This window comes from Methylomonas sp. Kb3, from assembly GCF_002834115.1.
GTDB classification, from domain to species: domain Bacteria; phylum Pseudomonadota; class Gammaproteobacteria; order Methylococcales; family Methylomonadaceae; genus Methylomonas; species Methylomonas defluvii.
In genome coordinates this window covers 239911-252832 of the sequence record NZ_PIZT01000002.1, presented here as the reverse complement: position 1 = coordinate 252832, position 12922 = coordinate 239911, and the positions used below count along the sequence as shown (strand labels likewise).

Annotated in this window: 9 protein-coding genes; 1 reads left to right on the top strand and 8 read right to left on the bottom strand. The window is 52.7% G+C overall.

Going from position 1 to position 12922, the window contains the following annotated elements; genetic code table 11:
• From CWO84_RS02050 to CWO84_RS02035, 4 genes are all read right to left on the bottom strand, one after another.
• Positions 1-608, bottom strand: a 608-nt coding sequence (locus tag CWO84_RS02050; RefSeq protein WP_165786254.1) for a transposase, incomplete at its 3' end; no start/stop codon positions are given.
• A 370-nt stretch (positions 609-978) separates the two neighbouring features.
• Positions 979-1761 (bottom strand): polyphosphate kinase 2, encoded by a 783-nt coding sequence (ppk2, locus tag CWO84_RS02045; protein ID WP_033157456.1) that lies wholly within the window; start codon positions 1759-1761, stop codon positions 979-981.
• 43 nt (positions 1762-1804) lie between these two features.
• Entirely contained in the window at positions 1805-3124 is a 1320-nt protein-coding gene (locus CWO84_RS02040) for an HD domain-containing phosphohydrolase (protein ID WP_101051627.1), read from the bottom strand.
• A 19-nt stretch (positions 3125-3143) separates the two neighbouring features.
• Positions 3144-4928, bottom strand: a complete 1785-nt coding sequence (locus CWO84_RS02035; protein WP_101051626.1) for a bacteriohemerythrin — start codon at positions 4926-4928, stop codon at positions 3144-3146.
• A gap of 50 nt (positions 4929-4978) precedes the next feature.
• Between CWO84_RS02035 and CWO84_RS02030 the strand changes: the two genes are divergently transcribed.
• Positions 4979-5437, top strand: coding sequence for an oxidoreductase (locus tag CWO84_RS02030; RefSeq protein ID WP_101051625.1), 459 nt, complete (start codon positions 4979-4981; stop codon positions 5435-5437).
• 12 nt (positions 5438-5449) lie between these two features.
• On the opposite strand, the gene CWO84_RS02025 is transcribed toward CWO84_RS02030, so the two are convergent.
• From CWO84_RS02025 to CWO84_RS02010, 4 genes are all read right to left on the bottom strand, one after another.
• Positions 5450-7336: an ATP-binding cassette domain-containing protein gene (locus CWO84_RS02025; RefSeq protein WP_033157452.1), complete on the bottom strand. Its 1887-nt coding sequence runs from the start codon at positions 7334-7336 to the stop codon at positions 5450-5452.
• On the bottom strand, positions 7327-8547 hold the full coding sequence (locus CWO84_RS02020; RefSeq protein WP_033157451.1) for a molybdopterin-binding protein: 1221 nt from the start codon (positions 8545-8547) through the stop codon (positions 7327-7329). The genes CWO84_RS02025 and CWO84_RS02020 overlap by 10 nt, the downstream gene beginning before the upstream one ends.
• Positions 8544-9458 carry an AEC family transporter gene (locus CWO84_RS02015; protein WP_033157484.1) on the bottom strand — a complete coding sequence of 305 codons (915 nt, stop codon included), beginning with the start codon at positions 9456-9458 and terminating at the stop codon, positions 8544-8546. The genes CWO84_RS02020 and CWO84_RS02015 overlap by 4 nt, the downstream gene beginning before the upstream one ends.
• 143 nt (positions 9459-9601) lie before the next feature.
• On the bottom strand, positions 9602-12907 hold the full coding sequence (locus tag CWO84_RS02010) for an EAL domain-containing protein (protein ID WP_101051624.1): 3306 nt from the start codon (positions 12905-12907) through the stop codon (positions 9602-9604).
• Positions 12908-12922: the final 15 nt, after the last annotated feature.

Here is a 12922-nt window from a genome sequence, read left to right as displayed (position 1 = left end):
GGATGCTGGTCGATCAACGCCAGCGCCTCGCCAGCCAACGTATCGATGCGTTTTTCCAGCTGACTAATCGCCAATTTGGCATCGCGTAGTAGGGCCTTCGGCGTTTCCTCGGTCGCACTCAGCGCATGTAGATGATTTTTCGCGGCGGCCTTCTGACCGGTTAGCGCGTCGATACGGCGAGCATAGCCGCGCAAAGCCAGCGCTTGATTCGAAGGACGAGTCCAGGCGACGAAATCCATGCGCTCGACATATTCGGCCAAGGTGTTGGCATCGACGGCGTCGGTTTTACTGTTTTTCATCAATACCTTAGCGAAGTGATGCGAAGCCTTGGGATTGACCACCATCACAGGTACACCGACGTCGTGTAGCGCAATAGCAAGATCGAAATGGTAAATACCGGTGGCTTCCAGACAGACCTTGATGCCGGGTAATTTGATCAACTTATTCACCAGACGCGCACGGTCGCTACGAGTATTAGCATATTTTTGCGGATCGAACGGCTTGCCGTTCTTGCGGATCACCAGCACCAATTCATCGGCGCCCACATCCACGCCGGCAAACAGGCGAGGGATAGATTCAGCGGTGGTGTTGAGCGGGTGGTTCGTCATAATCGTTTTTGAATACAGTTAAAGGGAAGTACACTATTCACCGGTTCCCGACCCTGCACATGCACCTACCTTCCTTGTGTATGCAGGCTCTAAGCCTCGGATACTCCACGGTATGGGTGAATAGGGCGGGGGCCAATCTACACGACAGGCTCTGGTAAACCACCAGTCCTCAGGGTGGGACGGCCTCCCAATGAACAATCACAGCTTAATCGGTTTTTCTGGGCTATCGGTTGTTAAAATTCATCATACAAGGGTGGGCAACGCTTTTCTGCCCACCATTATCACGCGATTGTTTTAATTCCACGTGGGCACAAAAACCGTACCCACCCTGCTTTTCATTACCTCACCCAAATCCCGACCATCAAGCGCATCACGGCGCAATCATCCCATTATGCAAATAACTTTCCTCGTAATTAAACACGATGTTCGCGTCCGGCAAGACCAGCGATTCGTCCTTGCCTTTGTAGTCCAAACGAAACAATAAATCCTTGATGATATTGATCCGTGCGGCTTGTTTATCGTCGGATCTAACGACAGTCCAGGGCGCGGATAAATGGTGGGTTCTGGCAAACATGATATTGCGGGCTTCGCTGTATTGCTGCCAGTGTTTTTGGGCTTCCTTGTCGATGGGGCTGATTTTCCATTGTTTCAGCGGATCTTTTTGGCGTTGTTTTAAGCGTTCTTTTTGTTCGGCTTTGCTGATGTCCAGATAGTATTTCAGCAGTTTGATGCCGGAGCGCACCAGCAACTGTTCGTAATGCGAGACGATCTCGATGAACTCGTGGTATTCGTCATCGTTGCAAAATCCCATCACCCGCTCCACGCCGGCCCGGTTGTACCAACTGCGATTGAATAACACCATTTCCTGGGCGGCCGGCAAATGGTGGGTGTAGCGTTGAAAATACCAGGTGCTGAGATCGCGGTCGGACGGTTTACCCAGTGCCACCACCCGGATTTCCCGAGGACTAAGATGTTGAATGATGCGCTTGATGGTGCCGTCTTTACCGCCGGCATCGCGGCCTTCCAGGATGATCAGGATTTTGTCGCCATGCTTGATGATGTGATTCTGCAATTTGACCAGTTCCACCTGCAATTGCTGCAAGGTATCTTTATAGACCTGTTTGTCGGACTTTGGTGGGTGTTTTTTGCTCATAGTTACCTGCCTGTCTAAAAGGGTTTCCACCGTTCCGGCTTATTCAACCGCGTTGTCGCTCACTGCCCATTCTCACCCGCAAAATCAGATTTTTCTTTTGCTTCCTGAGTTCAAGAATGTCTTCGACGTTTTTTTCGTTGAGAATCTGATTCTTTAAATACAACACGTCGTTACAAATAATCTCGGCGGCTTCCATGCCTGCTTGCAACTGGGTCCAAGAAATTTCGATAATCGGCCGTTCGTCGACGGTTTCCGATTCGGCGAGCAGCGCCAGAAAGGTATCAACCACCCGTGGGTCGTAGTCCTTGGCTTTTTTGCTCAGCAGCCGCTCTTTCACTTGCTCGGTTGTCATCGCGGTGCCGGTGATCGAGCCGTCCAGATAATTGATATAGTCGCGCACCAGAGTCAATATCCTGGTACCCAAGGGTATCTCCGCGCCCGCCCAACCCAAAGGTTGGCCGGAACCGTCGAAATGTTCATATTGTGCGGCGATGAGTTCGGCGGCGTTATGCAAGGGTTCCAGGCCTTTTAATAGCGTTTGCCCTTCCAAAGCGTGGTTTAAGTAGCGTTTGCGTTGCTGGCTGTTCATGCTTAACAAAGCCTGGGTCAGCAAACTGTCCGGCAAACTCATTTTGCCGATTTGCAGCAACAGGCCGGCATAAACCAAATCCTTCAGCTCGGCGGCATCCATACCCAGCCGCCGTCCGACTTCCCTGGCATTTTCCGCCACATATTTGGCATGTCCGCTTTTGATACCCGGCCGCATTTCAATGGTTTTGGCGAACACCTTAACCGAATCGGCATACTGTTTTTTCAAGGCATCGTGGGCTTGATCGATCATCTGCAAGGACTTTCTCAACTGCTCGGTACGTTTTTCGACTTTGTCTTCCAAACCGGCGTTCAGCTCTTTCAGCTCCTGATTTTGCCGGTTGATAATATCGAACAGCTGCCGACGCTCGTCGCGCAGGCGCTTTTGTTCCAGCGCGTTGTTCACCAGAATTTTCAGTTCGTTGTCTTCCCAAGGCTTGCTGCAATAGCTGTAGATCTTGCCTTTGTTGACGGCGGCGATGGTCGATTCAATGTCGGCATAGCCGGTCAGTAAAATTCGCACGATATTCGGCCAACGTTCAGCCGCCCGGGTGAGAAACTCGGCCCCATCCATCTGCGGCATGCGCATGTCGGAGATAATCAGATCGATAGGCTGTTGCGCCAAAATCTCCAGGCCGTCGGCGCCGCTCTCCGCCATATAGACTTGATATTCCGCACCGCGAAACAGGCGTCGCAGGGCCTTTAAGACATTGGGTTCGTCATCGACGAATAATAAATTGGCAACGGTTTGGGGGTCTGGGGATAGCTCGGTCATGGCGCGGCTGCGATAATCGTTAACTGGCAGGGGTACGGGTCGGCAAATAAATCCGGAACCGAGTTCCTCGGCCTATTTCCGAATCTATCTCGATACGACCATGATGGTCCTGGATGATTTTGTACGATAGCGACAAGCCCAGGCCGGTACCTTTACCGACCGGCTTGGTGGTAAAAAACGGATCGAATATCCGCATTCGGGTTGCCTCGCTCATACCTTGGCCGTTATCCTCCACGTCCACCCAAACCCAATCGGCATCCTGATAGCCGGTACGCACCGTGATTTTGCCGAAATCTTCAATGGCTTGCGCGGCGTTGACCAATAGATTCATGAATACCTGATTCAACTGCGCGCCAACGCATTCGAAAGGTTTGATACCGCCGTATTCCTTCACCACTTCGGCCTTGTATTTCAGTTCGTTGTTGACGATATTCAAGGTGGCATCAATCCCGGCTTCCAAATCGAACATCTCCCGGCCCTGCTTATCGATCCGGGAAAAATCGCGTAAATCCTGGACGATTTTCTTCGCGCGAGTCGCACCTTCCAGCGACTCTTCCACCAGGTCGGCGGCGTCATCTTTCAGAAAATCCAGATCGACCGTATTTTTAAACTGTTTAAAAGCTTGCACGTCCGGGTGGTTATCCGCCAGTTGCCCGGCCAGACGCTCAGCCAATTCGGCGGCCTTGATGAGTTCTTGTATGTATTGTTTCAGGCTGTTGAGGTTGGAATAAATATAACCGAGCGGATTATTGATCTCGTGCGCCACCCCGGCCGCCAATTGGCCGATCGAGGCCATTTTTTCCGATTGCACCAGATGGGCCTGAGTTTCCTGGAGTTTCTGATTGAGCAGGGTTTGCTGGTTTTTTTCCATCTGCAGCGTCTGATTCGCTTCTGTCAGCGCTTGGGTGCGCTCGCGAACCCGTTCTTCCAGTTGTTGGTTCAGTTTCAGCAAAGCGGTTTCCGCCTGCTTTTGCGTGCTGATGTCCATCCCACAGCCCATCAAGCCGGCAAATTTACCGTTCTTGCGCATCCTGGGCACGGCGGTTTCCAGAATCCAGACTTCCTTGGCATCCTCCGTACACAGCCGGTACTGAATCTTGAACTTGGTTAATTCCTGCGCGGCTTGCTGATAGGTCTGCACCACCTTGTCCCTATCGTCCGGGTGTATCGTGTTCAGCCATTGCCGGCGGTCGACGAAACCGCGTTCGATGCGAAAGGTTTTAAACCAGAAACGATTGCAGAAAATCGGCAGGTTTTTGGCGTTGGTGATCCAAATCAGGGCCGGGAGATGGTCGGCAAGTTCCTTGAAACGCTCTTCGCTTTCCCGCAAAGCCGAATACAAATTGCTGTGCAAAATATCGACATGTTCATCCTTATCGATACTGACTTGCTCGGCGTCGATGCCCTGATTAAGGCTGATCGCCATCAACTTGTCGGTTTTTAAAATATGGTGGCAAAGCCAATCCACCAAAAAATCCAACAGATCCTTGGAAATGACCGAAACATCGGATTGCGCCTCGACATGCACTTGCTGCATTTTATCGATAAATTCTTGATGTTGCTGGCAATGCTGGTCCTGCATCCGCGGATTGAAGCCTGCCTCCATCATCAGTTGCTCTTCGTGTTGGAAGTGCTCGACGGTATACTCGACCAACTGCTTGACGGTTTCCAGCACGGTTTGCAGGTCCGCGCCCAAGGCGTTTAGTTCATCCAGGCGATTAATCAGCGCGACCAGGTGCCGATGCTGATTATCCACACTTTCTATACCAACCAATAGTTGGTCGTTCCACGTTAAAATACTCATCCGCGATCCATTCTCAGGAGGGTCAAGTCTGATTGCCGACGTTTGGCATTATGGCACAATGCATTTACGCTGTCGGTTATTTCAAGACTCAGGTTATTGGTATGGATATTCAAGATTTCGACGGTTTACAAGCCTTGCTGGATTCAACGTTTCCGAAAACCTGTCGCAGTTGCGGTTACGTGTATATCTCGGCCGAGCAGTTTTTTATCGAAACCCAAGACATGCCCCATGGCCGTTCATCGTTACGGTCGGCTATTGAGGACGATGGCTTAATTCTAGTGGAAGTATTCAGAAACTGCCGCTGCGGCTCTACGCTGATGGATGAATTCGGCTGTCGGCGCGACCAAAACGAGGATGGCCTGCAGCAGCGTCTGGCTTTCGAGAAGATGTGGCAAGCCATACAAGGCCGAAACATTCCCGCAGACGTTGCGCGCATGGAGATTATCAAATTTTTACAAGGCCAACCTAATACGCTGGTGGCGCTGCTGAATATTGAACTGTTGCCCTAAGCAGCAACCTGCTCAACCCTGCAGGGCTTCCAATTCATCCCAACGCTGATAGGCCTGACTTAGATCGGCCTCGGCGGTTTGCAATTGCGCCAGTTTGGCGGCCACCGCATCGGGACTTTGCTTATAAAAACCGGCTTCGTTCATTTCCGCTGTCAGCTGGGTTTGCAATGTTTCCAGTTGTTCGATCAGCGCCGGCAGTTGCTCGAGTTCCCGTTGTTCTTTAAAGCTAAGTTTCTTGGCCGGCGCGGTTTTGGGCTTTTCTTTTTTCACCGCTTGTTCGGCAATCTTTACCGCTTCGGCTTTTTTGTTCTGCTCCATCAGGGCAAACCAATCGGCATACCCGCCGATGTATTCTTCCACCCTGCCCTCGCCTTCAAACACCAGTACGCTGGTGACGACGTTATCCAGAAACTCCCGGTCATGGCTGACCAACAGTAAAGTACCCTGGTACTCCACCAGTTTTTCTTCCAGAATTTCCAAGGTTTCCAGATCCAAATCGTTGGTGGGTTCGTCCATCACGATCAGGTTGGCGGTCTTGGTAAACAAGCGTGCCAGCAGCAGCCGATTTTTCTCGCCGCCGGACAGGCTTTTCACTGGCGAACGGGCCCTGGCCGGCGCGAATAGAAAGTCGGCCAGATAGGACATCACATGGCGTTTGCCGTCCGGCGTATCGACAAATTCGCCGCCATCCAGCACGCTGTCGGCCACCGATATTTCCGGGTCGAGTTGTTCGCGCAATTGGTCGAAATACGCGATTTGCAGATTGGTGCCCAGCTCGATGCTACCGGTGGTCGGTTGTAATTGGCCGAGCAGCAACTTCAGCAAAGTGGATTTGCCGGCGCCGTTGTTGCCGATCAAACCGATCTTGTCGCCGCGTTCGATGCGCAGCGAAAAATCCTTGATGATGGGTTTGTCCTGATATTGAAAATTGACATCGATGGCTTCGACCACTTTCTTGCCGGAGGCTTCGCCTTTATTCAAACTAAGCTTGGCGGTGCCTTGAGTATTGCGCCGTTCGGAACGCTCGGCGCGCAATTTCTTCAACGCTCGGACTCGCCCTTCGTTACGTGTCCGTCTGGCTTTGACGCCCTGGCGAATCCAGACTTCTTCCTTGGCCAACTTCTTGTCGAACTCGGCGTTTTGATTGGCTTCGTCTTCCAAAGCAGCCGCCTTGCGAGTCAAATAGTCTTGATAATTACCGGCCCAGGAAGTCAATTGCCCGCGATCCAGATCGATAATCCGCGTCGCCAGTTTTTGTAAAAATGCCCGGTCATGGGTGACAAACATCACCGCACCCTGGAAGGCCAGGATTTGCTCTTCCAGCCAGGTGATACTTTCAAAATCCAAATGGTTGGTCGGCTCGTCCAGCAACAACACTTCCGGCTCGATGACCAAAGCGCGCGCTAGTGCGACTCGACGTTTCCAGCCGCCGGACAAACTGCCGACCAGCACGTCCGCCGGCAATTGCAGTTTGCTCAATACCGCTTCGACGCGGGTTTGAAACTCCCAGCCATTGTCGGCTTCCAGCTTATGTTGCACATCGCCCAGGGCTTGCAGGGATTGCTCGCTGCCATCCATATGGCTCAATAATTCATGGTAACGGGCGATCACCCGGCCCAATTCGCCAAGTCCACCAGCGACGGCTTCGTAGATTGTGTCGTTTTCGTCCAGATTGGGCGATTGCTCCAGCCAGGCTAAACGCAATTCCGGCTGTTTCCAGATTTCGCCATGATCGGCATGAATATCGCCGGCGATAATTTTCATTAAAGTGGATTTGCCTTCGCCGTTGCGGCCCAGCAGGCCGACCCGCTCGCCGGCGTCGAGTTGAAAGGCGGCGTTATCGAGCAGCGCGTGGGTGCCGAAGGCGATGGAAACATTGGTTAAACGGATTAAAGGCATTTGTTTTGTAGGTAACGTCTGAGTAAGTCCAGCGCGAATAAAGCCGCCTGGTTTTGTTTGGTTTTAAGGGCGCCATAGGCGCTTAGCTGGGTCGAGACCACGCCGCTGGGTGTGGCTAAGGCATTGTAAAGGACTATGGCTTTATCCTTATCCCGGTAATCTTCGGCGCTGCCGGCAAAAAGCTGAACTAAGGCAAAATCGGTTTGCTCGCGAGCTTTCAGCTGTTCCGCCCAAATTTTGGCGATAGGCAGTAAATCGCCGCCCCCCGCTTCGCCTGCGCCGGTGTTGCGTCCCCAATCCAGATTGATTTCTACGCGCCTTAGCCAGTCGCATCCCAAGCATTTGACAGCTAACCGGCCTTGGCTGGCGGTTTCCAGCAAGGCGAGCGAATAAGATTTCCGGCTCATGGCTTTGCTCACGACATCCAGCAGATCGCCCTGCGCTTCGTCCAGGCCATCAATGGCAAACACGTAATCGCCGATTCTGTCCGCCACGGTGGCCACGCAATCACGCTTTTCGTGCTCGGGGAAATTACTGGGAAACAATAGTTTGGTCTGCACTTCATCGGGCGCGGCACGAAACCCCAGTTGCACACCCGCTGGCAAATCAATATCCACCAAGCATTGCTGAATGGCCGATTCGCCTATGCCTAGGCTGCGCAAGCTGACCAAACACGCCGGCTGTAGCTCAAAACCCTGCAGTAATTGCGGCCGAACTAGCGAGGTAAACATATTCTTCATTTCCGACGGCACACCCGGCAGACACACGAACCAGCAGCGTTTGAATTGCAAGGCAAAGCCCGGCGCGGTGCCGTAAGCGTTGTCGATACGTATTGCCGACTGCGGCAGCATAGCTTGCTTGCGATTTGCCGCCGGCATCACGCGATTGCGGCGGGCGTAATATTGTTGAATGTCGGCAAAGGCCTGATCGTCGAATCGTAAAGGCTGACCGCTGGCGATACTGACTGCTTCGGCGGTTAAGTCGTCGATAGTCGGCCCCAAACCGCCGGTGCAAATACAGCAGTCGGCGCGCTCGGCAATTTCCGTGAACAAGGCCACCAAATCGTCCACGTCATCGCCCACTGCGGTGTGGCGTTTCAGCGTAAAGCCCAACTCAACCAATTGCTGGGAGAGCCAGGCGGCGTTGCTGTCCACGGTTTGCCCGCAGACAATTTCCTCGCCTTGCGAGAATATTTCGGCAATCTGTTTCATAACACCCGATACCAGAGCGGTAAGCTCACTAAACTCAAGGCCGTCGTCACCGTCACGGCCATCGCATATAAACCGCTGTCCAGCTTATAGCGGTCGCATAACACGATGCCCATCACCATACTCGGCATGGCTATATCCATCACGGCCGCCGCCCTGGGTTGACCAGTCAAATTGAGCAGGTTTGCCAGCCACAAGGCAATCAGCGGCATCAAGCCTAGTTTAACTAATGCAGTGGGGACGATGAACGGTACGTTGCGCAGGCGTATATCCCGCCAGCTAAGCGCCAAACCTAACGAAAAAATCATCAACGGAGCGACCGCTCCGGAACATTTTTGCAGTAAGCCGGCCACCCAAAACGGTATCGGCACCTGATTGAGGTTTAACACGACCGCGACAAACGCAGCCCAGAACGGCGGCGCATTGAAAAATGCCAACACCGATTTTGGCTTAGGTTCGCCGCTAGCGCCGTAATGGCGGGCCAGCATGATACCCAAGGTATAGACCAACGGCGCTTCGGCAAATAAATCGATCTGAATGACCAAAGACCGGGTCCAGTCGCCGAAAATCTGCTCCAATACCGGCAAGCCCAGATAGGTGACGTTTGGAAAAGCCGCCGCCAAAATCACCGCCCCGGTTTGCGGGTTTTTAAATTTAAACAACTTAGCAAGCAGCCAAGTCGCCAAAATCGACAACAAGATGCTGATAAAACCCAATGCGGAGTATTGCAGCGATTGCCAACCAATATCGGCCCGCCACAGCACCTCCAGCACCATAACCGGCATAAAAAAATAGTACACCACGCTGGTTAATACCAACCGGGTCTGGTCCGCCGTCAAGCGGTTAGGGGTTAATACTCGCCAACCGGCACCGCACAGCATCAGCGCGGTCATTTGCATCAAGGTTGTATTCATGCCGCGCATTTTATCAGGCTGGCGATGCTGCCACCCGGCTAAAGCATTCCGATCAACCAAGGCCCTTAAATTTTCCGGATGCGTGTCCCGCAAGAACGGGGGCGGCGATAGATAAAGGCTGGGTAATCATTCCAGTGTTCTGGCTAATGCCGTCCATCGCCGGACGGTGCTTGGGTAAAAGCCTTATCGAGCAACTGTTCGAATTGGTCGGCCGGGACCGGTTTGGAAATTAAATAGCCTTGTCCGTAATCGCAGCCCATTCGGTTTAATAGATCGTATTGTTCCTGGGTCTCTATACCTTCGGCGACGACCTTAATGCCCAATTTGTGCGCCATTACCACGATGGCTTCGCACAAGGCCATGTCGCTGGAGCCGGCCACCAGACTCCGGACAAACGCCTGGTCTATCTTGATGTAATCGATGTCGAATTTTTTCAAATAGGCCAGAGACGAATACCCGGTGCCGAAATCGTCCAAAGCCACCTGCATCCCGCCATCGCGAAACGCCGACAGTTGCTCGCGCGTGCTGTTGCTGGCATCCAATATCAAGCCCTCGGTTATTTCAACGATCACGCTCTGGCCCGGCAAATCCAGCTCTTGCAATAAGGCAAGCCATTGGTTGGCTTCCATGGCTTGCCGGCGGAACTGCACGGGCGATTTGTTGACGCTGATCTGGAAATCCGGATTATAGGTTTGCCGCCACTGCTTAGCCTGGTGCGCGGCAGTGTCAAAAACCCAATCGCCAATATCGACGATAACCCCTGTATCTTCGGCAACCGGAATAAATTCGGCCGGGCTGACCATGCCCAGCGTCGGATGCAGCCAACGCAGCAGGGCTTCGGCTTTGGCTATGCTGCCGCTGGCAAACTCGATAATCGGTTGGTAATGCAGTAAAAACTGCTGACGGGCCAGCGCGCCGTGCAAATCGTTGGCCAGCCGCATGCGCAGTTGGGCGTTCTGCTGCATCAAGGCAGTGAAATATTGATAGCGGTCGCGGCCCTGATTTTTGGCAGCGTACATTGCCTGATCGGCATTTTTTAATAAGGAATCGGTGTCCAGCGCATCGTCCGGATACAGGGCAATGCCTATACTCCCTGAAATATAGGCCGTCTCATTGCCCAAACGAAACGGTTCCGCTAAAGCCTGCAAGATGTTCCGGGCGATCCGGTTGACGCCATCCACTTGATCCAACTCGCCGAGAATCACGGTAAATTCATCGCCGCCCAGTCTGGCAATGCTGTCGCAATCGCGCACGCAGCCGCTGATGCGCCGCGCGGCTTCCTTCAACAAGATGTCTCCCATGAAGTGGCCCATGCTGTCATTGACATCCTTGAAGCGGTCCAAGTCCAGAAACATCAATGCCACATGCCGACCATGCCGAAAAGCCTTTTTGATTTCCTGATTAAGCCGATCTAAAAACATATTGCGATTCGGCAAACCGGTCAGCGGATCGAAATTGGCTTGCCGCCAAATCAATTCCTCGGATTTTTTGCGTTCGGTAATATCCGCGATCAAGGCCACCCGCCTGTGCACGCCGCCGTTCTCGTTCAGAATGGAGTTGATGGTGACCCACTGAATGCAATCCTCGCCGTTCTTGCGGCGGCCGCTGATTTCGCCGGCCCACTGGCCGTGGGTATTGATCACTCGCAAGACGGTTTTATAGAAAGCCTGATCATGCGGCTCTGTGGTGGTACCGACAAAGGCCCGGCCTATCACTTCGTCCGCCGAATAACCGGTTACCGTGGTAAATGCCGGATTAACCGTGATGATGGTGCCCGTGGCATCGGTAACCATCATTGCTTCGCTACTGTTCAAATACACCAGGGCCGCCAGCTGCATTTCCTCTTCGGCGCTTTTCCGCGCGGTGATGTCCTCATACACGCCCAGCACGCCGATGATCTGTTGCTGTAAATTACGTAAAGGCACTCTTGAGGTCCTTAAATGCATGGTTTTACCTGCCGGCCCCATTAGCGTTTCTTCGTAATTCAATTTTGCCGTATTGCTCTCGATGACCTGCTTATCGTCTGCTCGATATAAGTGCGCTAAATCCCGCCAAACCAATTGCTCATCGGATTTACCGATCAATTCGGCCGGATTCTCTAGCCCGGCATCTTGACTGAAGGCTAAGTTGGCGCCCAGATACCGGTAATTCAGGTCTTTCCAGAATACGCGGCTGGGGATGGTGTTGATGACGGTTTGCAGCATGTTTACCGAATCGGCCAGTTTGTGCATCGCTTCCAACCGTTCGGAAATATCGCGCAAAATCAGTAATTGATTGCCGGCCAAGCTATCGCCCAATAAGACGATGTCGACCAACACCATCCGGCTCCTGCCATCCTTGCAACAGACTTTCAATTCCGCGGTTTGGCCGGACTCGGTAGCAGACTGGGGAACACGCTGATAAGTATGCCAATTAGCGATGACCTGTTGCCGATATTCAGCGTTGGGATGGGCATGCCACCACCATTCCGCCAAGGTCGGAATATCGCTTAGCGTATAACCGAAGGTTTTTACGAAAGCCGAGTTCAAATAACTGATATTGCCCTGGCTATCATGCAAAGCATAGGCAATCGGCGACTCTTCGATAATGGCGTGAAATTTGGCTTCGCTAACAGACAGTGCCTGATGCGCTTGATAGAGCCGCTGGTAAGGCAGTTGGATGCTGTTGAGGAAAACCGAACGGTAAATCAGGCCATAGGCGACCAACTTATAGGCATGCCCGAGCAAAATATACAAATCGCTGACGCTGGCATAAAAGGTCGCGAACAACTCGCTCATGGCCATGATCGCAGCAGCCGCCGCCAAACCGGCCGGATCGTAGGTATGTTGGCGGCGGGTTTGGCGTAAATAGCCGATGGCGCTGACAGCATAGACGCCGGCCAATACATATTCGCAGGTCTTTTTAAAAGAGGTTAAACCATCAACTGCATCAAAGGTGCGCGGCAACCAATCTTGATGGAAAAACACCAGCCAGCAACTGAGGCCAATATAGAGCAGCACAACGCTCAGCATCAACGCCCGCGACACCGGGGTTATCGGCCGGTTTGGCAGCAACCATCCCATCACCAGACCTATCGCTGCAAACCCGCGGGCCATTAGCCAAAAAGCGATGGCTTTTTCCGGATCGCTTTCGGTGATAAAGGCCGGCATGCCGCTGAAAGACAGGGTATGCATTAAATCGAGGACCGCCACCCCCAAGAAGCAGCAGGCCAGCATCAGGAATCCGGCGGAATTCTCCTTTTGATAAACGCTCCAACCCACCGCGAAAACCAATGCGGAAATCACGATGGAAAAACCTTCCATCAAGGTATGCACGCCCAAGGATTGGCTGACAAAGGGCCGTAAGTAGTCTGCCAGCGGAAAATACCAGCTAAGCAACTGCGCAAGTAAAAGTAGTAGCACCGTCCAAAGCAGAGGCCTGGCCTGGTTTTGTTCGCTATATTGCTCCACAGTGATCCCTTGCTG